This is a genomic window from Saccharothrix sp. NPDC042600 (assembly GCF_040647305.1).
Lineage (GTDB): Bacteria > Actinomycetota > Actinomycetes > Mycobacteriales > Pseudonocardiaceae > Actinosynnema > Actinosynnema mutabilis.
The window spans coordinates 32,329-57,837 of sequence record NZ_JBEZBW010000029.1 but is presented as its reverse complement, the minus strand read 5'-3'; the positions used below and the strand labels follow the sequence as shown (position 1 = coordinate 57,837).

The following is a 25,509-nucleotide window of genomic DNA, read 5'->3' as shown; positions in this document are numbered from 1 at the left end:
GCGACGGTGACCGTCGGTCGGCGTCGAGCGGGTGATCGGGTAAGAGTAGGGGTCATGTACCCCGAGATCGAGCCCTACGACCAGGGCCTGCTCGACGTCGGCGACGGGAACCGCGTGTACTGGGAGGTCTGCGGCAACCCCTACGGCAAACCCGCGGTGTTCCTGCACGGCGGGCCGGGCGGGGGCAGCGCGCCCGCGCACCGGCGGCTGTTCGACCCCGCCGCGTACCGGATCGTGCTGGTCGACCAGCGCGGCTGCGGGCGGTCGGCGCCCCACGCGAGCACCCCCGGTGTGGACATGTCGACGAACACGACGTGGCACCTGGTCGCGGACCTCGAAGCCGTGCGCGAGCACCTCGGGATCGACCGCTGGCAGGTGTTCGGCGGGTCGTGGGGCAGCACGCTGGCGCTGGCGTACGCGCAGACCCACCCCGACCGGGTGACCGAGCTGGTGCTGCGCGGGATCTTCACCCTGCGGCAGCGCGAACTGGACTGGTACTACGGCGGCGGGGCCGGGTCCCTGTTCCCCGAGGTGTGGTCGCGGGTGGTCGAGCTGGTGCCCGACGGCGACGTCATCGGCGGGTACGCGAAGCTGCTGCACGACCCGGACCCGGCGGTGGCCGAGGCGGCGGCGGTCGCGTGGAGCGTGTGGGAGGCCTCGACGGTCACCCTGCTGGAACGGCCCGAGCTGGTGGCGGCGTTCGCGCAGCCCCGGTACGCGCTGGCGTTCGCCCGCATCGAGAACCACTACTTCCTCCACCGCGGCTGGTTGGCGGAGGGGCAGTTGCTGCGCGACGCCGGGAAGCTCGCCGGCATCCCCGGCGTGATCGTGCAGGGCCGGTACGACGTGGCCACCCCGGCGGTGACGGCGTGGGAGCTGCACCGGGCGTGGCCGGGGTCGGAGCTGGTGGTCGTGCCCGACGCGGGGCACGCCTACGACGAGCCGGGCATCCTGCGGGCGCTGGTCGCGGCTACCGACCGGTTCCGCTGAGCGCCCGTTCCAGGGCGGGGCGGGCCTCCACCAGGGCCGGGCCGTACCAGGTCAGGAAGCGGCCGGAGACGTGCACCGGGCGCTGGCGGGGGAAGAACTGCGGGCCGTCGTCCGGGGTGAACAGGTACGGCTCGTCCGGGAGCACGACCAGGTCCGCCGGTTGCGCCTGGAGCTCCTCCAGCGTGGGGCGGGGGTAGCGCTCGGCGTGCTCGGCGTAGGCGTTGAGCACGCCCAGGCGGCGCAGGACGTCACCGGCGAACGTGTCGCGGCCGACGACGACCCACGGCTTGCGCCACACCGGGATGATCGCCCGCGCGCGGGGCGGTTCGACGTGCCGCCACAGGTTCTCGGCCTTGACCAGCCAGTCCGGTTCGGTGTCCCAGGCGGTGCCGAAGAGGCGGCGCAGCGAGCCGAGCGCGGCGGGCACGGACGCGGGCGCGGCCATCACCCAGACCGGGACACCGTTGGCGCGCAGGCGTTCCACGTCCTCGGGGCGGTTCTCCTCGCTGTTGGCCAACACGAGGTCCGGTTTCAGCGCGAGGACCTGGTCGACCTTCGGGTACTTGGAGCCGCCGACCCGATCGACCTCCAGGTCCTCCGGGTGGGTGCAGTAGTCGGTGGCCCCGACCAGGACGGCCGGGTCCACCGCCTCGGTCAGCGACGGGACGAGGCTGACCACGCGGCGCGGCGGGCCCGGCAGGGGCACCGGTTCGCCGAGGTCGTCCACGGGCAGCATCAGGCCTCCGGCGCGGTGGTCGCGACCCGGGCGAAGACGACCTTGCGGTCCCCCGGGTCGGCCTCGGTGAGCCGGACCCGGACCCGTTCGCCTTCGGGCAGGTCGTCGCCGGTGCAGCGGCCCATGACCGGCGGGTGCGCGACGAACACGTCCGCGCCGTTGTTGTCCGCCCGCAGCACCACGGCGTCGAACTCCTGGCCCACGCGGTCGGCCAGCACCCACGCCTCGACCTGGTCCAGGCAGGCGCGGTCCACCTTGCTCGCGAGGGTGTCGCTCGCGCCCATCAGGCCGGGCAGCAGCGGGAGGGCCTGGCGCAGCCAGTCCGGGACGTCCTCGCCGGCGGTGACCGCGAGGCAGACCTCGGTGGCGAACCGGTCCACCAGGCGGCGCAGCGGCGCGGTGACGTGCGTGTACGGGGCGGCGACGCCGGCGTGCGTGGTGACCGGCGGGATCTCCCCGTCGAACGCGGTGTACCCCGCGCCGCGCAGCAGCCTGGTGGCGTCCACGAACAGGGCCAGCGACTCGGGGCGGCTCGGGTCGAGGCTCGCGAGCAGCTTCGCCGGGGTCGTGCCGGGCGGCCACGGCACCTTCAGGGCGTGCGCGGACCGCTTGAGCGCGTCCACCGCGCCGTCGTCGGCGTCCGGGAGCGTGCGCAGGACGCCGACCCGGGCCCCGATCATGATCTTCGCCGCCGACATGCCGGTCAGCAGGGAGATCTCGGCGTTCCAGGAGTCCACGTCGACGCGGGGGCGGACGGCCAACTTCCAGTCGCCGTCGCCGTTGGGGACGATCTCCTGCTCGGGGAGCTGGAGCTCGACCGCGCCCCGCTCGGCGGCCCGTTCCCGGCGCAGGCGGCCGAAGTCGGCCAGGGCCTCGATCGACGGGTGCGGGGCGCCGGCGTCGAAGGAGTGCTGGACGGTCTCGTAGTCGAACTGGGCGGTCGACCGGACCACCGCCCGGCGGACCCGGACGTCCACGGGTTCGCCGGTGCGGTCGCAGTCGAACGTCCACAGCACGGCCGGTCGCGTCTGGCCGGGCAGCAGGCTCGCCGCGCCCTCGGACAGGACGGTCGGGTGCAGCGGGACGTTGCCGTCGGGCAGGTAGAGCGTCTGACCCCGCCTGCGGACCTCGGCGTCGAGCGCGCCGCCGGGGACCACGAACAGGCCGAGGTCCGCGATGGCGTAGTGGACGCGGAAGCCGTCGCCGACCCGTTCGAGGCAGAGGGCCTGGTCGAGGTCCTTCGCGCCGGGCGGGTCGATCGTGACGAAGGGCAGGGCGGTGGCGTCCTCGCGGGCCCCGGGCTCGCGGGACAGCGCCCGCTCGGCCTCCGCGAGCGCGGCGGCGGGGAACTCGGCGGGCAGCCCGAACTCGGCCCGGATCCCGCTGAAGTCCAGGTCCGCCCTGCCGGTACGGATCACCATCGAGGCCACAGGTGCACCTTAGCCCGCGGGCGAGGCCTCAGTCGGCCGCGCCGCGGGAGGCGGTCAACTGTTCTTCCACTTGCGGTCTTTCTCGTCCTCGGCCTCGGTGCGCTGCCGGGCGAGTTCGAGCGCGCGCGTCGCGGTGGCCTCGTCGGGGTAGGGCCCCATGCGATCACCGCCGCGGCAGCCGACGCCCTTCTCGGCCTTCTGGTGGGTCAGGCAGTAGTACCAGGCATTCGGATCACCCATGCGTCAAGGCTGACATGCGTGACGGCGCATGTCATGTCCGGCGGAGGGGTGGCCCGCCCGCCGCGGCCCGGGATTGTCGGTACCCGGTGCGAGAATGGAACCGGGGGCCGGAGGCCGCGCCCCACAACGCGCGCCCAGTCGCCGCCGCCCAGCGTGCCCGGCCGCAGCGCCACCGCTACCGCTACCGCCACCGCCACCGCCACCGCCCAGCGTGCCCGGCCGCCGCGAGCGCCAACCCCTGCCGCGCAGCCGGTCACCCACCCCGTGCGCGCCGGCCTGCCCCACCCACCGCGCGCCCGCCGACCCGCCCCGCGGAGCAGGCCGGCGGTGTGTCAGCGCTGGTGCGGGGCCTGTACCGGCAGCGGCCCGGAGTTCGGGTACGGCTGCCGGGGCGGCTGCGGGAACTGCGGTGCCGGGAAGCCGCGCGGTGGCGTGTTCTGGGTCGCGTTCGCGAAGTTCGCCGGGATCGGGTCCAGCACCGACACCAGCACCGTCTGGTTCTCCGGGTCCTCGATCCGCTTGCCCGAGCGGTCTCGGTAGACCACGTCGCCGTCCGCGTCGATCTCCATGATCGCGCCCACCTCGGCCAGCTGGTCCTCGTCCAGGTCGGTCAGGCGCTCCCGGCGCGACGGGACCACCCGGTACACCGGCCACCCCAGGTGCGCCACCGACCGGTGGAACTCGGCCAGCAAGTGGGTCATCTGCTGCTGCCACGGCAGCGGCATCGCCTCCACCAGGCCGCGCGGCAGGACCGCGTACCCCGCGTCCACCCCGGGCGGTTGCGAGTTCAGGTAGTCGCGCAGCGGTGTGCTGGACGCGGGCGGACCGGCGTGGCGCTGGATGGGGTCGGGGGTGAACATCGGTGGTGCCTCCCTCACGCGATCACACGCCCGGCCGGACGGCCAGCGGCATCAGCTCGTAGTAGTCCCAGTTGAGCTTGCTGATCTTCACCACGTCCCCGGTCTGCGGGGCGTGGATGTACTCGTCGTTGCCCAGGTACATGGCGACGTGGTGCACGGTGACCGGGTTGGCGGGGTTGGTCGCCCAGAAGATCAGGTCGCCCGCCTTCGCCTCGCGGACCGGCAGGTGCGCGCCGCCGGAGATGTACTGGTCGTTGGCCACGCGCGGGATCTTCACGCCCGCCGCCGCGAACGCCTTGACCAGGATGCCCGAGCAGTCCCACTGGTCCGGACCGTTGCCACCCCACAGGTACGGCTCGCCCAGCTGCTGCTTGGTGAACTCGATCGCGGTGCCGGCCGCCGACGACGCGAGCAGGTAGTTCCCCACGCCGTCGCCGCACCCGGCCGGGTCGGGGACGCCGCCGAGCTCGCTGATCAGGAAGGCCGCCATCGCCTCCCAGTTGTGGTAGCGGTCGGGGAAGGCCGAGCGCTCCACGGCCTGCGCCGAGTCGCCGGGCCGGCGGTTCTCCCAGTCCGGGACCTTCTCCAGCACGTCGTAGAACTTGTTGATCGCGTAGATCGGGTCGGTCACCTCGGCGGGCGACCCCCAGCCCATCGACGGGCGCATCTGGAAGATGCCCAGGGAGTCCCGGTCGCCGTAGTTCAGGCTGCGCAGGCCGGACTCGGTCATGCCCGCCTGGATGGCGATCTGCCACGCCAGCGGGGGCAGCTTGCGCTCCTGACCGATGGAGATGATCTTGGCGACGGTGTCCCGCTGCTCGTCGTTGAGGCGGCTGGCGTCGTTGCGGCCCTTGTCCGCGCCGCCGCCCTCCCACGGGCCGATGGAGGCGTTGCAGCCGACGGTCCGGTACTGGGCCGCCGCGCCCTCCGCCGGTTGGGTGCCGTTGACGACGGTCGAGACGCCGTTGGTCACGGCCACGGCGACCACGGCGACGACCGCCACGACCGCCAGCGCGATCTTCAGCATCTCAGCCCACCCTGCTGTACTTGTGCACGCGCCAGCCCTCAGGCAGCTTCACCACGGTCACCACGAGCTTGCCGGTTTCCAGGTCGGCTTCGAAATCGACCGAATCGGTGGTCGCGTTCTTCGGCGTGACCTTGCTCTTGAGCTCCTTGGGCACGTTCTGCGGGTCGACGGACTGCAGCGTCGGCAGCAACTCCTTCGACGTCCACCGCTCCATGCCCTGGAGCCACTTGGCGTTGGTGATGCCGGGCGGGTGGTTCAGCCAGGCGTCGATCCAACTCTCCGCGACCAGCTGCGCGTCCGCGCTGACCGGTGCGGACGGCGCGGCGTTGGTGGGGCTCGGCGCCTTCGTCGGCAGGGGGGACGTGGTGCCGGCGCTCGGCAGCACGCCGATCTGGTTGCCGCCGGACTGCTTGGGCGCGCCGGACGTCGTCGTCACGACCACGCCGCCCGCGCCGTTCTTCTTGTCCCCCAACGTCTTGTCCACCACGACGCTCACCGTCGCCACGACCGCGACCACCCCGACGATCGTCGCGACCAGGTGGGTGGGCGACTTGAGCGGCCACCCCCACAGGCGGCGGTAGACCGCCGCGCGTCCCCGGTTGGTCCTGATCGGCATCAGCTGTCCCTGACCTCAAGCCCGCGCGACGGCCGGTAGATCACGTGGACCTGCCGCCCCGCCACGACCTCCGTCTCCGCCCGCCGCGGCCCCGGGACGACGGTGCTGTCCGAGAGCCGCGAGAACCCCGGCTGCACCCGCGAGGGCACCAGCACGGCGTCGTCCAACCTGTCCCAGTTCCGATCGGCGACCGGCGGCGCGTCTACCACCCGCGACCTACCGGACGGCAACGCCGCCGGGCCGCCGTACGCGTTGCCCGGCAGGGCGTTCTGCCCGTTGACGGTCACCCCGCCACCCAGTTCGCCCGCCACGCCGTTCCGGTCGAGCCGGTGCGCGGTCGCGACCACGGGGTTGGCGGCCTCCGGCCGAACCCGCCCACGAGCCCGCTGCGGCACATCGCCATCCGGATCCGCGTCCCGCACGGTGTCCCAGAACTCCTCCTGCGGCGAAGGCCCACTGTCCTTCTTGCGCCGCAACATGGACAGCAACCCGCCGCGCATCGGCAGCGCGTTGGCCGCCGAACCGGCCGACATCTCGACCATCTGCCACATGCGCCGCATGGGCTTGCCGACCATGAAGCAGACCAGCGTCAGCATCAGGCCGAGCAGCGTCCGGGTGAGCAGCGACAGGCCCGAGGCGTTGAAGATCGCCTGCAGCAGCAACGCGTGCGTGCCCGCCAGCACCGCCAGGACCAGCACGTTGAACACGGTCACGGCGGCGGCGCGGCCGACCTTGCGCAGCAGGTCGTGGTGCACCAGGGCGACCAGGCCGATCAGCGGCCCGGCGAGGGTCAGCACGCGCAGCAGGAGCTGGGCGAGCAGGACCGCGGCCTTGGCGAACAACTGGAACAGCGAGAACGCGATGGCCTGCAACAGCGACAGGAAACCCGCGCCGGTCCGGCCGCCCGCCTCGCCGGTGAAGTAGCCCTTGGCGGGACCGAGCTGCGCGTAGATGTTCTTGTACTCGTTGCGCTTGGCTTCCAGGGCGGTCTGGTCGCCGTCCTTGTGCTCGCCGATCTCCTGCACCGTCCACGCCTGGGCGGCCAGCAGCTTGGGCCCGAACTCGGTCGCCTGCGGCGCCTCGGGCGAGCCGAACTCGCCGCGCAGCCAGCTCTGGTAGACCACCGAGTCGTGCAGCCGCGACGGCAGCACGTCGAGGCTGTCCTTGTTCTCCTCGACGTCCACGAACCCGGCCTGGATCTCGGAGGTCCTGGTGACGAGGGTGTTGTCGAGCACGTCGTAGAACTGCGGCAGCGCGAGCGTGGAGGTCGCGAGCCACATCGCGGCCAGCGCCCACAGGCCGCGCTTGCTGATGTTGGCCAGGTCGCCGTTCCAGATCTGGCGGAACATCAGGATCGCCAGGATCAGCGCCACCAGGCCGAACCAGCGCAGGTAGACGTTGTCGTAGACCTTCTGCACGCCCGCCTTCACGGCGTCGTCCAGCGGCTGGAGCAGGCCCTGGCCGACGACGGTGTAGTGCAGGGCGTTGGTCGCGCCGACGATGTTCTTGCCGGCGTTGAACAGCTGGTTGCCCATCCACGTGTCCAGCACCGGGGTGGCGTTGGGCACCAGGCACTTCTCCTGGTAGGTGTGCCAGACCATGCCGGCGTACCCGTAGACCAGGTACGGCGAGTCCTTCACGCCGTTGCCGATCGGCGGGTCGATCGCGCCGACCATGCCCGAACCCGGCCGCTCGGGCGCGGGCGCCTCGCCACAGGGCGCGGCGTGGGCGGCGGGTGCGCCGAAGACCACCTGGAGGCTCATGATCGCGGTCACGGCCGTCATGGCGGCCCAGCGCGTGCGACGGGGACTCGCCGGTGCCGCGGGGGTCGCGGCACGGGCGCGTCTGAAGCGCCGCCGCGCGTAGAGCGCGGCGGCGATGGCCGCCACCAGGAGGAGGGTGCTCATGCCGCACCTTCCCGGCCCTGGCGGCGGGTTCCTCCCTCACCGTGTGTCGAGTCGACCAGGTCGTCGACCAGGCCCACTTCGAGGTCGGCGGCCAGTTCGTCGTCGATGTCGTCGGTCAGGTCGTCCGCGTAGGCGAACGGGTCCTGCGGCGGGGACGACAGTTCGATCTCCGCCTGGTCCGGGCCGTCGCGCAGCGCGTCCGGGGTGGTGTCCAGGGCGTTGCGGAGGTGTTCCAGGTGCGGGCCGGAGAAGTCGATGCGGATGCGTTCCACGCCGCCCGCGCCGTCGCCGAAGATGAACTGGCGGGGGGCGCGGTCGCGTTCGGTGGCGGTGCGGGCGCCGCCGGGGCGGCGGCCCAGGGACGCGACCACCTGCTCGTAGCCCGCGCCGACCGGGACCTTCAGCAGGCGCAACGCGTCCGCCTGGGCCTGGTCGTCGTCCAGGCGGCCCACGAAGACCGAGTCGAGCAGGGTCACGAAACCCTGGATCTTCAGGAAGTCCGCCGGGATCTGGGACGACAGCAGCACGCGCACGTTCCACTTGCGGGAGTCGCGGGCGAAGCGGTTCATCAGCACGCGGCCCGTCGGGACCTCGGACAGGAAGAACGCCTCGTCGATCCACACGCCCTTGCGGAGGTCCTTGGGGCGTTCGTAGATCGACCGCTGGGTCAGCCACGCGGCCAGGTTGAGCATCTCGACGCCGAGCGCCTCGGCGTCGGTCCAGTGCTCGCGGCCCACGCCGTCCTTCGGCAGGTTCAGACCCGCCATGGTCAGCACGGTCAGGCGGTCGTCGCGCTGCTCGTTGTACGGGTCGGCGTCCTGTTCCGGGATGAGCAGCGACATGCGCTCGCGCATCTCGTCCAGGAAGTCCGCCACGACCACGGCGTGCTCGTGGTGCTCCGACGCGTCCCGCCGCAGCGCCTCGAACACCATGCCGGGGTGCGCGTCGGGCCGGCCGCCGACCGTGCGGACCGCGCGCAGCAGCACGATCCGGGTCTGCGGCAGCCGCGCCACCTCGAACGGCAGCAGGCCGGTCAGCACGTCCAGGACCAGGCGGCGCCGGGTGGCGGCGGCCAGCGCGCGTTCACGCCGCCACGCCCGTTCCGGGTCCTCCTCGTCCATGAAGTGCTCCAACTGCGGCTCCGCCACCACGCGGTAGGGGTTGAGGATGCCGGGCTGGGCGTTGAGCAGGTTGATCGGCCGGGCGTAGGGCCGCAGTTCGGGCAGGTCGCACAGGGCGGCCAGCGGGCCGGACGGGTCGAGCAGCGTCCAGTGCGCCCCGGACCGCAGCGTCTTGTAGACGATGCCGCCGCCGAGGAACGACTTGCCCGCGCCCAGCCCCGCGACCATCGCGGTCAGGCCGGACGCGTCGCGGAGTTCCTGCGCCATCCACGGGTCCCACGCCACCGGGCGGCGGGTCGCGGTGACCGTCTCGCCGAGCAGGATGCCGCGCCGGTCGCCGACCTCGGCGGTCGCGGTGGGCACGGCCGACGCCGCCCACAGCACCGACCCGCGCCGCAGGTACGCCGACGACGACAGCGGCTCACCCGGGATGAACTCCCGCGCGATCGCGTACTGCGCCTCGGGGTGCTCGATCGCGACCTTCGGCTTGTAGAGGTCCAGCAGGGCCTGGGCGAGCCGCAGCGCCTCCCGCTCGGTCGGCCCGGACACGGCCAGCCGCCACCAGGACCGCACGCGCGTGCCCAGGGCGGTGAAGCCCGACGTCATCTCGTCGTCGATCTCCAGCACCCGCGACGCCTGCCGCGCCAACGACTGCGGCGGCTCCAGCTCGTGCTCGTCGGTGTAGTGCCGGACCTGCGAGCGGACCTTGGACATCTGCCGCTGCAGCTCGCCGGACACCTCCTCCGGCCGCCGCACGTAGATCCGCGCCGACCACTCGACCGCCGCGGGCAGCCGGTCGGACCGCTGCACCCACGGGTCGTCGACCTCGGGGATCTGCAGGCCGTGCATCAGACCGACGGTGAGCACGGCGACGTGCCGCTTGATGCCCGCGTTCGAGCCGGTGCGGCCCCGGACGGTCACGGTCGGCGCGTACGGGTCCTGGTGGAAGTCCGCGGCGTCGGTGAACGACGCCAGGTCCTCCGGCTCCCACGGCGCGCCCGGCACGGCGGGCAGGTTGCGCGGCGCGGGCAGGCCCAGCGAGCACGACCGGTGCATCAGCCAGGACATCTCCTCGGCCGTCACCGGGCGGCCTTCGAGCCCGGCGGACCCGATGACCTGGTCGAGGTGGTCGATCTCGGACTCGATGGCGACCAGCTCGGCGTCCACGGCGTCGGGGAAGACCTTGCGCAGCACGGGGGCGGCGCGTTCGACGGCGCGGTCCATCATGTTGCGGGTCTGCACCTGGACACCCAGGTAGACCTCTTTCTCCGCCATCGAGCGGCCCATGAGCTGCTGCTGCTCGCCGACCATGTAGTCGTCGAAGGACAGCGTGCCCGGGGTGTCGGGCAGGCGGCGCACCGCGTTGTGCACGTGCGCCTCGGCCCACATGCGGATCGGGTAGGGCCGGGTGGTCACCCGCAGGTGCATCCAGCGGCCCTGGAGTTCGGCGTACTGGCCCGCGATGGCGGCGATCAGGTCCTGGCGCTGCGAGTCCGAGCGGAACGACCAGCGCTGCGGCGCGAGCTTGTACCAGGCGTAGACCTCCTGGCCGGTGCGCAGCAGGTGGCCGTCGATGCTGCGCGCGGCGATCGACGGGGTGTAGCTCGGCACGGCCTGCTCACCGGGCAGGCGGCGACCGCGCTTGCTGTAGACCTTGCGGTCGTCCCGGGACGCCGCCGCGTGCTGGGCGACGTGCGCGGCGGAGCGTCGGTTGCGGTCACGCCGGCGTCCGAACACCGCGAACCTCCTTCTTACGGCGGTCTGACTGCCTGCGGTGCGGGGTCGGGGTGGCGGTCGCCGAGCGCTTCGCCCCCTTGTTCTTGGGACGCTTCCGGGGGCGCTGCGGGTTGACCCGGATCCGGGCGGCGCTGGCCGCGCCCCCCTGGCCGGAGGTCTTCTCCCGCGGCGCGGTCAGCTCCCGCACCCACATCGTCATGACCGACGACAGCGGGCGTTCGTGGCTGATCCGGGCGGTGATGAACCGGGTCAACGCGATCGTGATCACGAAGCCCCAGCCGGTGTTGATGAAGTCGAAGCCGAAGCCGATCTGCCGCTGGACCGCGGTGACCAGCAGGAACACCACGATCCCGACGCCCCAGGCCACGTAGCGGGCCCGCCACGGGAAGGTGGCCTTGGGCGGCCCGAGCCAGACGGCGTCGACCCGGTAGACCTCGTCGTCAGTGCGTACCCGCAAGGGTCACCCGCCGGTGAACAGGCCGGCGATCCACTGGCCGATGTTCGCCCCGGCGTTCGTGGTCACCGCCAGTCCGATGATCGCCAACGCGATGATGACGCCGCCGAGACGGCGCATGACCCCGGCGTTGTCGCCCTTGCCGCCGCCCAGCCACAGCAGGAGCAGGGCCACGGTCAGCAAGAGCAGCGGAACCAGGTTGTCGAGGATCCACTGGCGCAGGCCGCCTGTGCCGGGCGCGACCGGTTGCTGCTGCGCGAGTGTTACCAGGGTCTGGGCGGTCATCTCGTACTCCTGAGTACGCAGGACTTCGCCGGGCGGGTCGAGGGGTTCCCGTCCGGTTCGTGCGCTATCGAGTAGAACACGTCTTCGTCACGAGGTGTATCGGTCGGCTAGCGGTGGGTAGATCAATAGCTGTTCCCCTGGATGTTGATTACGTCTAATCTGACCACGCACATCATCGTTCGAGGGGAGCCGGTGGAGAACCGGCGACACTGGATTCTCCCGATTGCTGAGATAGTTCACCCGACTGCGAACTCCCTGGTCACGCACTGTGTGCACGACCCTGGTCCCCCTGTCCACCCCACCGCAGCGATGACCCGTCCGGCCGGGACGCGGACCCGATCGGGCCGCACCCCGGAGTGACGACGCCGAGGAGGCTCGCAGCATGGTCCAGCCGCCTGAAGCCGCACCCGAACCAGCCTCCGGAGTGAAGGAAATCACGGTCTCCGTGGCCGTCCCGGGCACCGATCAGGCTACCGGGACGGACGGCCGCCCGGGGCGGCGGGTTCAGCGGACGGTCAACTTCGACCAGGACGTGCTGGAGCGCGCCCGGGCGGCGGCGACCTACCTGGCGGCGTACGAGCCGGCGGCGGGGGTGCGCAGCCTGGCGGACATCGTGAACCCGGCGGTGGAGGCGTACGTGGCCGACCTGGAGCGGCGGTTCAACGAAGGAGAACCGTTCCGCCCGGTGCACCGCATGCCCCCGGGCCGCCCGTCCCGCCGTTCCTGAGGTTCCCGTGCCACGGTGGGAACCATGCCCCGAACCGAAGTAGACCCGCGCTACGGCGACCCGGACGCCCCCGCCACCCCGTGGCCGGTGGCCGAGGAGGTGCTGTCGTCGGCGGAGCTGTACTGGCTGACGACGGTCCGCCCCGACGGCCGCCCGCACGTGACCCCGCTGATCGCCGTGTGGCACACCGACGCCCTGCACTTCTGCACGGGGTCGGACGAACGCAAGGCCCGGAACCTGGCCGCCAACCCGCAGGTCGTCGTGACGACGGGCAGCAACGCCCTGCACGGCGGCTTGGACGTGGTGGTGGAGGGGGTGGCGGCGCGCGTGGCGGATGAGGCGAGCTTGCGCGTGCTGGCGGCGGAGTGGGAGTCGAAGTACGGCCCGGAGTGGCGCTTCGAGGTCGTGGAAGGCGGCTTCGCGAACCCCCACGGCACCGCGCTGGTCTTCCGGGTGGAACCGACGACGGCCTTCGGTTTCGCGAAGTCCCCGTACTCCCAAACCCGCTGGCGCTTCTGACGACGAGGCCCGGACGGCCCGAACGACACGACCCGATGCCCCTGGAGCCGCGCGGGCACGACTCGACGCGGGCAGGCTTGGCGGGAGGCGGTGGGCTGAGGCCGGGTGGGTGGGGCCGGCCGTCGTTCCGCGCTCCTTTGCACGGGGCGCGTGAGTCGGCGTCCTTCCGCCCCCAGTTTGCGCGGAAGGACGCCGACATCCCGATCAGGGGACCAGCCGGCTCAGCTCGTGCCGGACAGGCGCCAGAAGCCCACGGTCGGCAGGGTGTCCGGGCCGACCGGGCCCTTGGTCCAGAAGTAGTCGTTGAAGTTCGCGATCCACGCGTTGCCGATCGGCCCCATCGTCGCCCACACCACCCACGCCGGCTGGGTGTCGATCGACGCCTGCGCCCACGCGTCGCGGACCTTCATCGGCTGGTTCCACCACAAGAACGGCGTCCGCAGCATGTAGTGGCCGAACCGCCCACCGTGCACCGCGCTGTGCATCGACACCGTGTCGAAGCTGTTGATCTGGTGCAGCCCGCGGAACGCCTTGCCCCACCGCTGCGCCCAGTTCAACCCACCCGACGTGTGCTGCAGGATCGAGCACGTGAACAGGCTCATCCACTCGACGTCCCGGTTGCCCCACCGGGCGTCGTTGTTGGACAGGAAGCTGTCCGAGTTCGCGCTGCACCCCGAGAACGAGAAGCCGGTCGGCGAACCGTGCCCCTGCCAGTACGTCATGTCCACGTCGTCCGCGTACACGTGGTCCAAGCCGCCGGGGAACACCGGGTCCTTGAAGTCCCGCTCCCACGCGTTGTGGTTGAGCCAGCTGAACTGCACCGGGATGCCCCGGCTGGTGAACTGGTTGTTGAACGCCCCCAGGTTCAGGTGCGTCCACGGCAACCCCGAGCACGCGCCGGTGCCCTCGCTGCCGACATCGACCCGCCAGGTCCACTGCGGCGCGATCGCACCCTCCGTGCGCGGCGGCTGCTGGGGGCCGGGCTCCGGCAGGGAACCGTCGACCGCGGCGGGCACGGTCAGCGACTGCGCGGCCGAGCCGTCGGGGGTCGTGCCGGCGCAGCGGAGGCTGGGCTCCAGCTTGTCGATGCGCTCGGACAACGCGGGCGCGTCGTAGACGTACGAGACGTCGGTGACCTTCGCCGCGCCGCCGAACTGCTTGGCGCACCGCTCCCGACCGGCGGTCAGGTCGAGCACCGGGATGGTGCCCGCCCGCGCCAACTCGCGCGTGCTGTGCGTGAGACCGGCGACCGCGCCCTGGCCGTCGAACGCGACGCGCAGCTTGGCTCCGGCGCCTTCCAGCGGGATGCCGTCGAGGTTGAACGTGAAGGACACCGCGGTGTCGATGGGCGCCGAGTACAGGGGACGCCCGTTGACGTCGAGGACCTCGAACGTCGTGTGCTTCGCGGCGGCGAAGGCGTTCGCGGGCAGCAGGCCCGCGCCGCGCAGGGTCTCGACCGCGCGCTTGGTGGCGTCCTCGACGGGGAGCGCGCGAATCCGCTTGAGGCCTTCGAGGTCCAGGGCGGTCTGGCGGGTCTCCAGACCGTCCTCGTCGGCCCGGCCGGCGCCCTGGTCCAGGCCCGGCACCTTCAGGTAGGTGGCCTCGTCGGCGAACGCGACCGCACCGCTGTCGTCGCGCTGCACGTCCTTCAACCCGAACGCCCGCTGCAGGGCCGCGGCCTGGTCCGGGCTGAGCCCGACGCCGCGGACCTCGTAGACCGGCAGCTCCGTGACCGCGGCCGAGGCGGTGACGGTGCTGGTGACCGACGCCGCGCCGATCAAGCCGGTCAGTGCGAGCCACGTGGCGGCCCGCTTGGTACTGGACATGGCTTTCCCTCCTCTTCGACGACCGCGGCGGCAGGGCCCCGCGGTTCGGCAGGAGGACTCGGTCCCGGATCCAGTGATACCGAGGACCACTCGAACGGCCCCAAATGTGTAACGACGTTGTGGCGCAAGGGACTTATAGGCGGACCAGTGCGCCCGAAACGCGTTTACCACCTGCGCCGGAGCCGAATGGCGCAACACGTTGCTCGTGCGGAAAACCGCAGTGGGTCGGATGAGTCGGCATGTAAGCCGGATTCTGTTCCCGGGCGCCTCGCGGCGGTCCCGTTCGGCGGCCATCCATCTCGGCCTGCCGTCGCCGACAGGCTCGTGCGGCCTACCCGCAGGCATCGGGCGGGCCGCCCTCGATCGCCTGCGCAGGTGCCCTGGGGCACCCTCTTGGCCTTGCTCCGGGTGGGGTTTACCTAGCCGCCCCGGTCACCCGGGGCGCTGGTGGTCTCTTACACCACCGTTTCACCCTTACCCCGGCTCGTCGCCGGGGCGGTCTGTTCTCTGTGGCACTGTCCCGAGGGTCGCCCCTGGTTGCCGTTAACAACCACCCTGCCCTGCGGAGTCCGGACTTTCCTCGGCGACAGACACGAAATCTGTCGACGCGGCCGCCCTGCCGACTCATCCGGCCCCCATCGTACGCGAGGACGTCCCAGGCAGTGGAACCGGGCGGCCGAAACCTTGTCGTGATGTGGAACGTCCTGCTCTACTCGCAGCATGGCAGGAATCGGGGGACTCACCCGCCGCAGGCACATCGACTTCGGTCGCGCGGCGACCGCGATCTGTTGTCGCTGACACATTTCATCTCGTAGTCCGAGCCTTTTCCCGGAAGGTGTCAGCGAGCCATGTCGTCCATTTTGGTCATTTCCGGAAGCCCTTCTCCCGCGTCGCGCACCGGCGTCGTCGTGCGGTACGTCGACGACCTGCTCCGGGAGGCCGGCCACGACGTGCGGGTGCTGCACGTGCGGCGGCTCCCGACGCTGTCGCTGCTCACCGAGGACCTGCGGGACCCGGAGATCGGCGACGCGGTGAGCGCCGTGCTGCGCGCGGACGGCATCGTCGTGGCGAGCCCCGTGTACCGGGCGGCCTACAGCGGGCTGGTGAAGGCGCTGCTCGACCTGTTGCCGAAGAAGGCGTTGCGCGGCCGGGTCGTCCTGCCCCTGGCCACCGGCGGCAGCCAGGGCTTCCTGGTCGCGATGGACTACGCCCTCAACCCGCTGTTGGCGGGCAAGGGCGCGGACACCGTGTTGCGCGGCGAGTTCGTGCTGGACCCGGACATCGCGGACGACGTGATCGCGCCCGGCCCGGCCGACGACATCCGCACGGCCGTCGACCGGTTCACGCTGGCCGTGCGCGACGTCCGGTTCCGCCGCGAGCGGGCCCGGCTGCGCCCGACCGGCTAGCCCAGGTGCGAGGTGTCGTTGACCAGCCGGACCGAGCAGTGCCCGTCGGGGTAGAACTCGACGACCGACAGCGACGCCAGGTCCAGGTGCAGCCGGAACAGCAGCGACGGGCCGGAGTCCAGCGCGACGCGCAGCAGCTGCTTGATCGGCGTGACGTGGCTGACCACGACGACGTTGCCGCCGGCGTGGCGGTCGAGCAGCTCGTGCAGGGCGCGGCGGACGCGGTCGTGGACCTCGTCGAAGCTCTCGCCGCCGGGCGCGGGGACGCCGGGGTCGCCCAGCCACAGCCGGTGCACCTGCGGGTCGCGCGCGGCGGCCTCGGCGAAGGTCAGGCCCTCCCAGTCGCCGAAGTCGGTCTCGATGAGCCCGTCGTGCGTCGCGGCCTCCAGCCCGACGGCCTGCGCCACGGCCTGCGCGGTCTGGTGCGCGCGGTCCAGCGGTGACGAGACGACGGCGGTCAGGCGGTCCACCTTGGCCAGGCGGCGCGCGGCGGCTTCGGCCTGCCGCCGACCGACGTCGGTGAGCGGCGGGTTGCCGCGCCCGGAGTAGCGGCGGGCGACGGACAGCTCGGTCTGGCCGTGGCGCAGCAGGTAGAGCCGGGTGGGCTCGCCGATCGCGCCGGTCCACGACGAGGGCGGCGCGGTCTCGGCCTGACCGACACCCCCCTCGGCGGCCGACAGGTTCAGGTCGAGCATGCCGTCGGCGCTGCCGACACCGGCCTGGGCACCGGCCCCACGCCGCGCACCGGCCGCTTTGTCGGTGCCGGCTGGGACACTGGACCCCGGGGGCGCTTCGGCCGGGTTGTCGGTACCCCGTGGGACAATGGAAGCGGGGGCCGGAGGCCGCGCCTCGCCGCCCCGCGTGAGGCCGGCCTGGGTGTCCATCGCCTCGTTCGCCAGCCGGTCGGCGTGCTTGTTCTCGTTGCGCGGCACCCATTCGTAGGTGACCGACTCGAACGCCCGCGCCGCCTCGCGCGCCTCCGCTGCCAGCGGCCGCATCGACGGGTGCTTGACCTGCCAGCGGCCCGACATCTGTTCGACGACCAGCTTCGAGTCCATGCGGGCGACGACCGTCGAGGCGCCCACCTCCGCCGCCGCGCGCAGGCCCGCGATCAGGCCCCGGTACTCGGCGACGTTGTTGGTGGCGACGCCGATGCCGGCCGACCGCTCGGCCAGCACGTCACCCGACGGCGTCCGCACGACGGCCCCGTAGCCCGCCGGGCCCGGGTTGCCGCGCGAGCCGCCGTCCGCCTCGACGACGACCTTCACAGGCCCGATTCCGCGGTCCGCACCATGATCGCGCCGCACTCCTCGCACTGCACGACCTCGTCCGGCGCGGACTCCTTGACGTTGTTGAACGCGCTGCGGTCCAGCTCGATGCGGCACGCGCCGCACCGCCGCGACTGCAGCAGCGCCGCCCCGATGCCCTTGTGCGCCCGCACCCGGTCGTAGAGCGCCAGCAGCGGCTCCGGGAACTGCTTGACCACGGTCGCGCGCTCGGCCGTGCGCTTGGCCTCGGTGGACTCCAGGTCGGCCAGCGCGCTGTCCCGCCGCCGCGCGGCGTCGGTCAGGGCCTCCTGCGCCTTGTCCAGCTCGACGCGCGCGTGCTGCACGTCCGCCTCGACGGCCTCGCGCCGCTCCATCAGCTCCAGCAGGTCGTCCTCCAGGGCGGCCTGCCGGCGCTCCAGCGTCGCCAGTTCGTGCTCCAGGTCGGTGAGCTGCTTGGCGCCGACCGTGCCGGAGGTGAGCAGCTTGCGGTCGCGGTCCTCGCGGGCGCGGACCTGGTCGATCTCGGTCTCCTGGCGCTTGACCTCGCGGTTGAGGTCGCCCAGCGTCGTCTCGATCGTGGTCAGGGCGTCCTGCTTGGCGCGCACCTGCTTCTCGGCCTCGGCGATCTCGGTGATCTCCGGCAGCGTCCGGCGGCGGTGGGCCACGCGCGACAGCTCGGCGTCGACCTGCGCCAGGTCGAGCAGCCTGCGCTGCACGGCGGGTTCGGCTTTCACTTTCAGCGCCCTCCAGTTCGGCTCGTCGCGCCGACGGTCCACGGGTCGGTCCGGCGGGTGGAGACGAGGACTTCGACCGTACCGCCGAACGCGGCCCGCACGACTTCGGCCGCCTGCCCGCACCACGGCCACTCCCCGGCCCAGTGCGCCACGTCCACCAGCGCGGGGCCGCCCTTCGCCACGTGCTCGCCCGCCGGGTGGTGGCGCAGGTCGGAGGTGACGTAGGCGTCGACGCCCGCGCGGGTCGCGGCGGACAGGTAGCTGTCGCCCGCGCCGCCGCACACGGCCACGGTCCGGATCGGCCGCTCCGGGTCGCCGGCGGCGCGCACACCCCACTCGGTCGGGGGCAGGGCGTCGGCGACCCGCTGGGCGAACACGCGCAGCGGCTCGGGTTCGGGCAGCACGCCGACGCGGCCGATGCCGGTGTCCGACGGCAGCGCCGGGACCTCGTTCAGGTTGAACGCGACCTCTTCGTACGGGTGCGCGGCACGCAGGGCGCGGATCACCTCGGCGCGCAGCCGGCGGTCGAGCACGATCTCGATCCGGGTCTCGGCGACCCGTTCCAGCTCGCCGACGCTGCCGACGGCCGGGTTAGCGCCCTCAACGGGCCGGAACTGGCCGGTCCCGTCCACGCTCCACGCGGTGTCGCGGTAGTCGCCGATCGAGCCGGCGCCGGCGGCGTGCAGGGCGTCGAGCACCTTCGCCGCGTCGGCCACCGGCACGTACGTGGCCAGCACGTCCAGCTCGCGGCCGGGGTTCGGGGTCAGCGGACCGGTGACGGTCAGCCCGATCGCGTGCGCCAGCGCGTCGGACACGCCCGGGTTGGCGGCGTCGGCGTTGGTGTGGGCGGTGTAGAGGGCGACGCCCGACCGGATGAGCCGGTGCACCAGCGCGCCCTTCGGGTCATCGGCCGGGACGCCGGTCACCCCGCGCAGCAGCAACGGGTGGTGCGCCACCAGCAGCTGCGCGCCCACCTCGACCGCCTCGTCCACAGTGGACCGGTCGACGTCGACGCAGAACAGCACCCGGGACACCGGTTCCGCGCGGTCGCCGCACACCAGGCCGACCGCGTCCCACGACTCGGCGGTGGCGGGCGGGTAGGCCCGTTCCAGGGCGGCGAGGACGTCCGCCAGCGTGGTCACCGTTCCTCCAGCACGACTCGCAGCGCGTCCACCAGCAGGGCGAACTCCTCGGGCGCCCGCACGGCGACCCGCAGGTGGTCCCGGGTCAGGCCGGGGAACGTGTCCCCGCGCCGCACGGCGATCCCCTTGTCCCGCAACGCCAGCCGCACCCGTTCGCCGTCCGGCACGCGCAGCAGCGCGAACGGCGCGTCCGGCGGGACGACCACCAGGTCACCCAGCGCCTGCACGGCGTGCCGGGTGTGCTCCCGGCACTCCACGGCCAGCGCCTCGGCCTCGGCGACCGCCGCCGGCTCGCAGCACGCCGTGACCGCCTCCAGCACGAAGCTGCTCACCGGCCACTGTGGACGGTGCAGGGCGAGCTTGGCCAGCAGCTCGGGCGCGCCGAGCACGTACCCGGCCCGCAGCCCCGCCAGTCCCCACGTCTTGGTCAGGCTGCGCAGCACCAGCAACCCGGGCACGTCCCCGCGCCCGGCCAGCGACTCCGGCTCGCCGGGCACGGTGTCCGCGAACGCCTCGTCCACCACCAGGACCCGGCCGGGCCGGCTCAGCGAGGCCACCACCTCGGCCGGGTGCAGCACCGACGTCGGGTTGGTCGGGTTGCCCACGACCACCAGGTCCGCGTCGTCGGGCACCAGCGCGGGCCGCAGCCGGTAGCCGTCGGCCGCGGACAGGTGCACCCGCTGCACCGGCACACCCGCGTCCCGCAGCGCCACCTCGGGCTCGGTGAACGAGGGGTGCACCACGGCCGCCAGGGACGGGTGCAGCGACGGCAGCAGCGCGAACCCCTCGGCCGCGCCGGCGAGGATCAGCACCTCGTCGGGCCGCCGGCCGTGCCGGGCGGCGACGACCTCGCGGGCCGCCCGGTCCGCCGCCGCGCTCGGGTAGGCCCCGAGGCCGTCCAGCACCGCCGCCAGCCGGTCCTTCAACCAGGCCGGCGGGGCGGGCATCCGCACGTTCACCGCGAAGTCGGCAAGGCCGGGAGCCGCGTCGACGTCCCCGTGGTGGCGCAGCAGCGCCCGGCCGGAATCCTGGCTGGTCATCGCGGGAAGTCTAGGCGATCCCCACCCCCCGACCCGCACCGCGCTCAGGTGATCCGGGACGCCGCCCAGTCGAGGTACGCGCGGGGCAGCTCGCGCAGGATGCCCAACGCCTCCGACTCCGGCAGGTCGGGCAGCGCGTGCACGGTCTGCGCCGCCAGGCTGGTGCAGTAGGCGAGCGTGTCCGGCACCAGGCTCGACCCGCGCAGCTCGTGCAACAACCCGGCGACCTCCGCGTCGGTCAGCTCACGCCCGCGTGCCGCCAGCAGCTCCCGCTGCCCGTCGGTCACCGCGCGCAGCAGCGGGAACGTGTAGACGCCCTGGCGGATGTCGTTGCCGGCGGGCTTGCCCAGGCGTTCGGTGGTGGACGCCAGGTCGAGCAGGTCGTCGAGGATCTGGAACAGCAGGCCGAAGTGCGCCCCGTACTCCGACATCCGCACGGTGGTCTCCTCGTCCGCGCCGGCGACGTGCGCCGCCAGCACGCAGCCCACCCGGAACAGCGCGCCGGTCTTCAACGCGATGGAGCGCAACGCGTTCTCCGGTGTCCGGTGCGGGTCGAACAGGTCGAGGACCTCCAGCACCTGGCCCTCGACCAGGTCGGCCACCGCCGCCGCGAGCTTGCCCGCCGCGAACGGCGAGATCCGCTCCAACGCCGCCTGGCTGGCCCGGGCCAGCATGAAGTCGCCCACCAGCACGGCGGGACCGGCGCCCCACTCGGCGTTGACGGTGCGGACGCCGCGCCGCTCGACGGCGTTGTCCATCAGGTCGTCGTGCACGAGCGAACCGGCGTGCAGCAACTCCACGCACGCCGCCGAGGTGACCGCCTTGGGCCCGATCCCGCCGGACAGGGCCAGCGCGCCGGACAGGATCAGCATGGACCGCAGGCGCTTGCCGCCGGCGGCGGTGATGCGGCCGGAGAACGTGTTGACGATCGGCAGCGTGGACGACGTCGCCAACCGCCGGATCTCGTCCTCGACCACCGGCAGCGCGTCGGCGAGCGCGGGGATGGTCGGCATGGTCGTGGTGCTCACGCCGTCGATCGTCGCGCGGGCCTGCTGAGAGGCCGCTGAGATGCGAATGATCTACAGAATCGACGCCGCGACCGCGATGAGCACCAGTAGGACGCACAGCACCCAATGCCACCGCATCGGCGGACGTGCGTCATGGGCCGCGAAGTCCCTCATGGGGTCGCTCATGTCCTCTCAAGAGGATTTACCGCTACACACGACACTTCGCGCGAATACCCTTCGGCGTTACTCCTGATCGCGTTTGCGGAGGTTTGCGTCGAGTTCGGAGATCAGCTTCGCCCGGTCACGTCTGGCCTGCTCACGGTGCTCGCGCTCACGCACGAGAGCTACCACGTCACCCTCCGAATATCCGGCGGATTCGCGGTAGAAAGCATCCTCGAACCACCACCAGGAACGGATACCGACCCGTGCCACCCGCACGGGCTGCGCACGCCTGCGCACGTCCAGTGACGAGAAGTCCGCGATTCGGGTCGGCGGGCACCCGGTGGCGACGAAGAAATGCCGTTTCCGGAACAGGAACCCGCGGTCGGTGAAGAAGCCGGCGTTGGCGTCGGGCCACAACCCGCGCTCCACCGCGCCCGACGGGCGAGGCCGGGCGAACACGGGCGTCTCCGGCCACGACCGCTGCCACCACGAGAGCGCGACGAACACCGCCGCTCCCGCGCACAGCAACAGCACCACGCCGACGACGCCTGACATCGAAAAGTCCCCCAACGAGCCGGTGCCAGACGATGGTCGTGCGCGCCGGACCGTGTCGTCCAGAACCCTCACCCGGAGCGCCCAACCTGGCACACTCCCGTGCCGTGACGCTTTCGGTGACCTTTGTATGCACCGGCAACATCTGCCGCTCTCCCGTGGCCGCGATCATATTCCGTGAGCACCTGCGGCGGGCCGGGTTGGGTGATCACGTGACGGTCACCAGCGCGGGCACCGGCGGCTGGCACGTCGGCGACCCGGCCGACCCGCGGGCGGCGAAGTCGTTGGCGGACAACGGTTATCCGACCGAGCACACGGCCGCCCAGGTGGACGCGCACCACTTGGACGCGGACCTGCTGGTCGCCCTGGACTCCGGGCACGCCCGGTCGCTGCGGCGGGTGGTGGCCGACCACGACCGGGTCCGGCTGCTGCGCTCGTTCGACCCGGACGCCGACGGCACCGACGTGCCGGACCCGTACTACGGCGACAAGGCCGGCTTCGACCTGGTGATCAGCCAGGTCGAGGCGGCGGTGCCCGGTCTGCTGGCGTGGGTGCGGGAGAACCTGTGACCCCCGGCGAGGCCGCCGCCGAGCTGACCGGCGTCCCGGCGCTGGAGGTGCGGCCCCTCGGTGGCGCGGTGTTCGAGGTGGACCTCGAAGACGGCGACCTGGTGGTGGTCAAGCGGCACGACGACCCCAACGCCGTGCTCGCCGAGGCCAAGTCCCTGGAGTGGCTGGCCGAGCCCGAGGGGCCGCCGGTGCCGGGCGTGCGCGGGCACGGCGGCCACTGGCTGGTCATGGACCAGGTCGAACGCGGCCGGGCCACCCCGGGGGCCGCCGAGGAGTTCGGCCGCCGGCTCGCCGCCCTGCACGCCGCCGGGGCGCCCGCGTTCGGCGCTCCCCCGCCCGACGGCCCCGAGCACGCCTCCATCGGCCTCGCGCCCATGCGCAACCGCCCCCACGACAGCTGGGCGGACTGGTTCAAGGCCGACCGCATCGACTGCTACCTGCGCGAAGCCGTCGACCGGGGCGAGCTGACCACGGACCAGGCGAAGCTGATCGACGCCGTCCGGGTCGAAGCGCCGGAGGAACCGCCGGCGCGGCTGCACGGCGACCTGTGGAACGGCAACGTCCACTGGGCCGCCGACGGCCGGGCCTGGCTGATCGACCCGGCCGCCCACGGCGGGCACCGGGAGAGCGACCTCGCCATGCTCGACCTGTTCGGCTGCCCCCACCTCGACCGGGTCCTGGCCGCCTACCGGGAGGTCGCGCCGCTGGCCGACGGGTGGCGCGACCGCGTGCCGTTGCACCAGCTCTTCCCGCTGTTGGTCCACGTGGTGGTCTTCGGCGGCAGCTATGTGCAACGGACCCTGGCGGCCGCCCGCGCGCTGCCATGATGGCCGCATGGGGATCTCGGCGTTCGACCGCGACGACTGGCAGTGGCTCAACGAGCCCGCCTCCTGGTCCGACGAGGGCGGGCTGACCATCACCACCGACCCGGACACGGACTTCTGGCGCACCACCCACTACGGGTTCACCCGGGACACCGGCCACGTGCTGGGCGTCCCCCTGACCGGCGACTTCTGCCTGCTGGCCGCCTTCACCGCCGACTACGCCGCCCAGTACGACCAGGCGGGCATCGCGCTGCGCGTGGACGAGCGGAACTGGATCAAGGCGGGCGTCGAGCTGGTGGACGACGAGTTCCAGGTCAGCACGGTCGTCACCCGCGACTTCTCGGACTGGTCGGTCGTCCCCGCCGGGCCGATCACCCGCGTCACGATCTCCGCCGCGCGCGAGGGCGACACGGTGACCGTCCGGTACGGCCTGGGCGACGACGAGCCCACCACGATGCTGCGGCTCGCGTACTTCCCGCCCGAGGTCGAGGTGCTGGCCGGGGTGATGGCGGCGGCGCCCACCGGGCCCGGCTTCGCCGCCCGGTTCGACCGGGTGCAGGTCACAACGGCCTAGGGCTTACCGTGGAACCGTGCGGTTGAGCTTCCTGTTGCGGCCCGGCTGGCTCGCGTTGACGCTGGCGGTCTGGGTGTTCGCGGGCGCGTGCTTCGCGCTGCTCGCCCCGTGGCAGTTCAGCCGCGACGCCGAGCGCGAGGCCCAGAACCACGCCGTGACCTCGTCCATCCGCGACGAGCCGGTGCCCGTCGCGCGGGTGTTGGGCGAGCCGAACGCGGCCAACGAGTGGCGGCGGGTCACCATGACCGGCCGCTACGTGCCCGAGGGGCAGGCCATCGCGCGGCTGCGGACCGTGCAGGGCGAGGCGGCCTCCGAGGTGCTGACCCCGTTCCGGCTGGACAGCGGCGAGACCGTGCTGGTCGACCGCGGGTACGTGCGGCCGGTGAACGGGCTGAAGGTGCCCGAGCTCAAGCCGGTGCCCACGGACACCGTGACGCTCGTCGCCTGGGTGCGGGCCGGCGAGAACGACAACCGCGACGCCATCGAGCGCGACGGCCACCGCGAGGTCTACGCGATCAACTCCGCCGTCGTGGGCCGCGCGGCGGGCCTGGACATCCGGCCCGGCTACTTCCAGCTCACCGAGGGGCAGCCGGGTCTGGAAGAGGCGCTGCCGCTGCCCAAGCTCGACGCCGGCCCGTTCTTCTCCTACGCCCTGCAGTGGATCGCGTTCGGCGCGATGGCCCTGGCGGGGTGGCTCTACTTCACCGTCCGCGAGGCCCGGCCGGGCGGCGCGCTCAGCGAGCCGAGGCCCAAGCGGAAGTCCGTCGCCGAGATGCTCGCCGAGGACGAAGCAGGAGCGCCAGCGCCGAGGTGACCGCGGCGGCGCCCGCGCCGACCACCCGCGACAGCTCCACCGCCCGCGTCACGTGGCCCGCGTCCGGGTTGCGGCCGTGGCCCAGCACCGGGCGGTCCTCCGCGCCGTGCGCGTAGACCGTGCGGCCACCCAGCCGGATCTCCAGGGCGCCCGCGAACGCCGCCTCCACCTGGCCCGCGTTGGGGCTCGGGTGGGCCGAGGCGTCCCGCCGCCACGTGCGCCACGCCTCGCCGCCGGAGCCGCCGACGACGGGCGCGCCCGCCGTGGTGAGCAGGGCCGCGAGCCGGGACGGCAGCAGGTTGGCCAGGTCGTCCAGGCGGGCCGAGGCCCAGCCGAACCGGGTGTAGCGGGCGTTGCGGTGGCCCACCATCGCGTCCAGCGTGTTCGCCGCGCGGTAGCCGAGCAGGCCCGGCACGCCCGCGACCGCGCCCCAGAACAGCGGGGCGACGACGGCGTCGGACGTGTTCTCCGCCACGGACTCGACGGTCGCCTTGGCCAGGCCGAGGGTGTCCAGGCGGCTCGGTTCCCGGCCGCACAGGTTGGGCAGGCGGCGGCGCGCCGCGTCGAGGTCGCCGCCGTCGAGCTCGCGGCCCATCGCGGTGCCCTCGTCGGCCAGCGACGACCCGCCGAGCACGGCCCACGTGGCGGCGGCGGTGGTCACGGCCTGGAGGACGGGGTGCCGCCTGCCGAGGCGTTCCACGGCGACGCCGGCCAGCACGGTGCCACCGACCAGAGCGGCGGTGTAGGCGGCGCCGGCGGCCTTCTGGTCGCGGTAGACCTTGCGCTCCAGCGCCGCGGCGACCCGGCCGAATCCCGCTACCGGGTGATATCTGCGGGGGTCTCCGAACACCGCGTCGGCGGCCACCCCCAGCACCAACCCGACCGCGCGTCCCACACTCACGGGGGCACGGTATCCCGCGAAGAGTCGGTGCCCCGCATTAG

Annotated in this window: 26 protein-coding genes and 1 other RNA gene; 8 read left to right on the top strand and 19 right to left on the bottom strand. The window is 72.8% G+C overall.

What is annotated here, in order from left to right:
* The first annotated feature begins 54 nt into the window (after positions 1 to 54).
* Positions 55 to 990, top strand: coding sequence for a prolyl aminopeptidase (pip, locus tag AB0A74_RS19685; RefSeq protein WP_358251268.1), 936 nt, complete (start codon positions 55 to 57; stop codon positions 988 to 990).
* Here the strand turns inward: pip and AB0A74_RS19680 are convergent.
* The 10 genes from AB0A74_RS19680 to AB0A74_RS19635 all read right to left on the bottom strand — a co-directional run bounded on the left by AB0A74_RS19680 (position 971) and on the right by AB0A74_RS19635 (position 11,403).
* Entirely contained in the window at positions 971 to 1,726 is a 756-nt protein-coding gene (locus AB0A74_RS19680) for a helical backbone metal receptor (RefSeq protein ID WP_358251266.1), read from the bottom strand. The genes pip and AB0A74_RS19680 overlap by 20 nt on opposite strands.
* Positions 1,726 to 3,147, bottom strand: a complete 1,422-nt coding sequence (locus tag AB0A74_RS19675; protein ID WP_358251264.1) for an RNB domain-containing ribonuclease — start codon at positions 3,145 to 3,147, stop codon at positions 1,726 to 1,728. The genes AB0A74_RS19680 and AB0A74_RS19675 overlap by 1 nt, the downstream gene beginning before the upstream one ends.
* Before the next feature lie 63 nt (positions 3,148 to 3,210).
* The gene (locus AB0A74_RS19670) at positions 3,211 to 3,396 is read right to left on the bottom strand and encodes a hypothetical protein (RefSeq protein ID WP_343932372.1); all 186 of its coding nucleotides are present in this window, start codon (positions 3,394 to 3,396) and stop codon (positions 3,211 to 3,213) included.
* Positions 3,397 to 3,728: 332 nt separating this feature from the next.
* Complete coding sequence (locus AB0A74_RS19665; RefSeq protein WP_358251262.1) at positions 3,729 to 4,256, bottom strand: hypothetical protein; 528 nt, start codon at positions 4,254 to 4,256, stop codon at positions 3,729 to 3,731.
* 22 nt (positions 4,257 to 4,278) lie between these two features.
* Entirely contained in the window at positions 4,279 to 5,283 is a 1,005-nt protein-coding gene (locus AB0A74_RS19660; RefSeq protein WP_358251260.1) for a C40 family peptidase, read from the bottom strand.
* Between the two features lies 1 nt (position 5,284).
* Positions 5,285 to 5,899 carry a hypothetical protein gene (locus tag AB0A74_RS19655; RefSeq protein WP_358251259.1) on the bottom strand — a complete coding sequence of 205 codons (615 nt, stop codon included), beginning with the start codon at positions 5,897 to 5,899 and terminating at the stop codon, positions 5,285 to 5,287.
* The gene (locus AB0A74_RS19650; RefSeq protein ID WP_358251257.1) at positions 5,899 to 7,806 is read right to left on the bottom strand and encodes a hypothetical protein; all 1,908 of its coding nucleotides are present in this window, start codon (positions 7,804 to 7,806) and stop codon (positions 5,899 to 5,901) included. Before AB0A74_RS19650 ends, AB0A74_RS19655 begins: the two co-directional genes overlap by 1 nt.
* Positions 7,803 to 10,556 carry an ATP-binding protein gene (locus AB0A74_RS19645; protein WP_358251295.1) on the bottom strand — a complete coding sequence of 918 codons (2,754 nt, stop codon included), beginning with the start codon at positions 10,554 to 10,556 and terminating at the stop codon, positions 7,803 to 7,805. The genes AB0A74_RS19650 and AB0A74_RS19645 overlap by 4 nt, the downstream gene beginning before the upstream one ends.
* Positions 10,557 to 10,644: 88 nt before the next feature.
* Positions 10,645 to 11,121: a hypothetical protein gene (locus AB0A74_RS19640; RefSeq protein ID WP_358251255.1), complete on the bottom strand. Its 477-nt coding sequence runs from the start codon at positions 11,119 to 11,121 to the stop codon at positions 10,645 to 10,647.
* A 3-nt stretch (positions 11,122 to 11,124) separates the two neighbouring features.
* The gene (locus AB0A74_RS19635) at positions 11,125 to 11,403 is read right to left on the bottom strand and encodes a hypothetical protein (RefSeq protein ID WP_337727298.1); all 279 of its coding nucleotides are present in this window, start codon (positions 11,401 to 11,403) and stop codon (positions 11,125 to 11,127) included.
* Between the two features lie 424 nt (positions 11,404 to 11,827).
* Here AB0A74_RS19635 and AB0A74_RS19630 point away from each other — a divergent pair, with 424 nt between their 5' ends.
* Together AB0A74_RS19630 and AB0A74_RS19625 are read left to right on the top strand one after the other, a co-directional pair.
* Positions 11,828 to 12,130 (top strand): hypothetical protein, encoded by a 303-nt coding sequence (locus AB0A74_RS19630; RefSeq protein WP_358251254.1) that lies wholly within the window; start codon positions 11,828 to 11,830, stop codon positions 12,128 to 12,130.
* 24 nt (positions 12,131 to 12,154) lie between these two features.
* A complete protein-coding gene (locus AB0A74_RS19625) occupies positions 12,155 to 12,649 on the top strand; it encodes a pyridoxamine 5'-phosphate oxidase family protein (protein WP_358251253.1) in 495 nt (164 codons plus the stop codon).
* A 221-nt stretch (positions 12,650 to 12,870) separates the two neighbouring features.
* Here the strand turns inward: AB0A74_RS19625 and AB0A74_RS19620 are convergent, their stop codons facing one another.
* Together AB0A74_RS19620 and rnpB are read right to left on the bottom strand one after the other, a co-directional pair.
* Positions 12,871 to 14,475 (bottom strand): DUF6345 domain-containing protein, encoded by a 1,605-nt coding sequence (locus AB0A74_RS19620; RefSeq protein WP_358251252.1) that lies wholly within the window; start codon positions 14,473 to 14,475, stop codon positions 12,871 to 12,873.
* 226 nt (positions 14,476 to 14,701) lie between these two features.
* Positions 14,702 to 15,102, bottom strand: an RNA gene (gene rnpB, locus AB0A74_RS19615) — RNase P RNA component class A.
* A 221-nt stretch (positions 15,103 to 15,323) separates the two neighbouring features.
* Here rnpB and ssuE point away from each other — a divergent pair.
* Complete coding sequence (gene ssuE, locus AB0A74_RS19610) at positions 15,324 to 15,881, top strand: NADPH-dependent FMN reductase (RefSeq protein WP_358251250.1); 558 nt, start codon at positions 15,324 to 15,326, stop codon at positions 15,879 to 15,881.
* Here the strand turns inward: ssuE and AB0A74_RS19605 are convergent.
* From AB0A74_RS19605 to AB0A74_RS19580, 6 genes are all read right to left on the bottom strand, one after another.
* Positions 15,878 to 17,149: a bifunctional RNase H/acid phosphatase gene (locus AB0A74_RS19605; protein ID WP_358251248.1), complete on the bottom strand. Its 1,272-nt coding sequence runs from the start codon at positions 17,147 to 17,149 to the stop codon at positions 15,878 to 15,880. The genes ssuE and AB0A74_RS19605 overlap by 4 nt on opposite strands.
* Entirely contained in the window at positions 17,146 to 17,883 is a 738-nt protein-coding gene (locus tag AB0A74_RS19600) for a C4-type zinc ribbon domain-containing protein (protein WP_358251246.1), read from the bottom strand. Before AB0A74_RS19600 ends, AB0A74_RS19605 begins: the two co-directional genes overlap by 4 nt.
* A 2-nt stretch (positions 17,884 to 17,885) precedes the next feature.
* The gene (locus tag AB0A74_RS19595; RefSeq protein WP_358251245.1) at positions 17,886 to 19,025 is read right to left on the bottom strand and encodes a Nif3-like dinuclear metal center hexameric protein; all 1,140 of its coding nucleotides are present in this window, start codon (positions 19,023 to 19,025) and stop codon (positions 17,886 to 17,888) included.
* The gene (cobC, locus tag AB0A74_RS19590) at positions 19,022 to 20,065 is read right to left on the bottom strand and encodes an Rv2231c family pyridoxal phosphate-dependent protein CobC (RefSeq protein ID WP_358251243.1); all 1,044 of its coding nucleotides are present in this window, start codon (positions 20,063 to 20,065) and stop codon (positions 19,022 to 19,024) included. The genes AB0A74_RS19595 and cobC overlap by 4 nt, the downstream gene beginning before the upstream one ends.
* A 44-nt stretch (positions 20,066 to 20,109) precedes the next feature.
* The gene (locus AB0A74_RS19585; protein WP_358251241.1) at positions 20,110 to 21,093 is read right to left on the bottom strand and encodes a polyprenyl synthetase family protein; all 984 of its coding nucleotides are present in this window, start codon (positions 21,091 to 21,093) and stop codon (positions 20,110 to 20,112) included.
* A gap of 222 nt (positions 21,094 to 21,315) precedes the next feature.
* Complete coding sequence (locus AB0A74_RS19580) at positions 21,316 to 21,771, bottom strand: hypothetical protein (protein WP_358251240.1); 456 nt, start codon at positions 21,769 to 21,771, stop codon at positions 21,316 to 21,318.
* A 50-nt stretch (positions 21,772 to 21,821) separates the two neighbouring features.
* Here AB0A74_RS19580 and AB0A74_RS19575 point away from each other — a divergent pair, with 50 nt between their 5' ends.
* The 4 genes from AB0A74_RS19575 to AB0A74_RS19560 are packed head-to-tail and all read left to right on the top strand — an operon-like array spanning position 21,822 to position 24,567.
* Positions 21,822 to 22,355 carry a low molecular weight protein-tyrosine-phosphatase gene (locus AB0A74_RS19575; RefSeq protein ID WP_358251238.1) on the top strand — a complete coding sequence of 178 codons (534 nt, stop codon included), beginning with the start codon at positions 21,822 to 21,824 and terminating at the stop codon, positions 22,353 to 22,355.
* Positions 22,352 to 23,182 (top strand): fructosamine kinase family protein, encoded by an 831-nt coding sequence (locus tag AB0A74_RS19570; RefSeq protein WP_358251236.1) that lies wholly within the window; start codon positions 22,352 to 22,354, stop codon positions 23,180 to 23,182. Before AB0A74_RS19575 ends, AB0A74_RS19570 begins: the two co-directional genes overlap by 4 nt.
* A gap of 7 nt (positions 23,183 to 23,189) precedes the next feature.
* Entirely contained in the window at positions 23,190 to 23,753 is a 564-nt protein-coding gene (locus AB0A74_RS19565; protein WP_343932389.1) for a DUF1349 domain-containing protein, read from the top strand.
* 16 nt (positions 23,754 to 23,769) lie between these two features.
* Positions 23,770 to 24,567, top strand: a complete 798-nt coding sequence (locus AB0A74_RS19560; RefSeq protein ID WP_358251234.1) for an SURF1 family cytochrome oxidase biogenesis protein — start codon at positions 23,770 to 23,772, stop codon at positions 24,565 to 24,567.
* Here the strand turns inward: AB0A74_RS19560 and AB0A74_RS19555 are convergent.
* Complete coding sequence (locus AB0A74_RS19555) at positions 24,488 to 25,468, bottom strand: cobalamin biosynthesis protein (protein WP_358251233.1); 981 nt, start codon at positions 25,466 to 25,468, stop codon at positions 24,488 to 24,490. The genes AB0A74_RS19560 and AB0A74_RS19555 overlap by 80 nt on opposite strands.
* Positions 25,469 to 25,509: the final 41 nt, after the last annotated feature.

Excerpts from the sequence above, each read along its gene's own strand:
- pip (WP_358251268.1), top strand. The coding sequence starts at position 55 with ATGTACCCCGAGATCGAGCCCTACGACCAGGGCCTGCTCGACGTCGGC.
- AB0A74_RS19680 (WP_358251266.1), bottom strand. The coding sequence starts at position 1,726 with ATGCTGCCCGTGGACGACCTCGGCGAACCGGTGCCCCTGCCGGGCCCG.
- AB0A74_RS19675 (WP_358251264.1), bottom strand. The coding sequence starts at position 3,147 with ATGGTGATCCGTACCGGCAGGGCGGACCTGGACTTCAGCGGGATCCGG.
- AB0A74_RS19670 (WP_343932372.1), bottom strand. The coding sequence starts at position 3,396 with ATGGGTGATCCGAATGCCTGGTACTACTGCCTGACCCACCAGAAGGCC.
- AB0A74_RS19665 (WP_358251262.1), bottom strand. The coding sequence starts at position 4,256 with ATGTTCACCCCCGACCCCATCCAGCGCCACGCCGGTCCGCCCGCGTCC.
- AB0A74_RS19660 (WP_358251260.1), bottom strand. The coding sequence starts at position 5,283 with ATGCTGAAGATCGCGCTGGCGGTCGTGGCGGTCGTCGCCGTGGTCGCC.
- AB0A74_RS19655 (WP_358251259.1), bottom strand. The coding sequence starts at position 5,899 with ATGCCGATCAGGACCAACCGGGGACGCGCGGCGGTCTACCGCCGCCTG.
- AB0A74_RS19650 (WP_358251257.1), bottom strand. The coding sequence starts at position 7,806 with ATGAGCACCCTCCTCCTGGTGGCGGCCATCGCCGCCGCGCTCTACGCG.
- AB0A74_RS19635 (WP_337727298.1), bottom strand. The coding sequence starts at position 11,403 with ATGACCGCCCAGACCCTGGTAACACTCGCGCAGCAGCAACCGGTCGCG.
- AB0A74_RS19625 (WP_358251253.1), top strand. The coding sequence starts at position 12,155 with ATGCCCCGAACCGAAGTAGACCCGCGCTACGGCGACCCGGACGCCCCC.
- AB0A74_RS19620 (WP_358251252.1), bottom strand. The coding sequence starts at position 14,475 with ATGTCCAGTACCAAGCGGGCCGCCACGTGGCTCGCACTGACCGGCTTG.
- ssuE (WP_358251250.1), top strand. The coding sequence starts at position 15,324 with ATGTCGTCCATTTTGGTCATTTCCGGAAGCCCTTCTCCCGCGTCGCGC.
- cobC (WP_358251243.1), bottom strand. The coding sequence starts at position 20,065 with ATGACCAGCCAGGATTCCGGCCGGGCGCTGCTGCGCCACCACGGGGAC.
- AB0A74_RS19575 (WP_358251238.1), top strand. The coding sequence starts at position 21,822 with ATGGTCGTGCGCGCCGGACCGTGTCGTCCAGAACCCTCACCCGGAGCG.
- AB0A74_RS19565 (WP_343932389.1), top strand. The coding sequence starts at position 23,190 with ATGGGGATCTCGGCGTTCGACCGCGACGACTGGCAGTGGCTCAACGAG.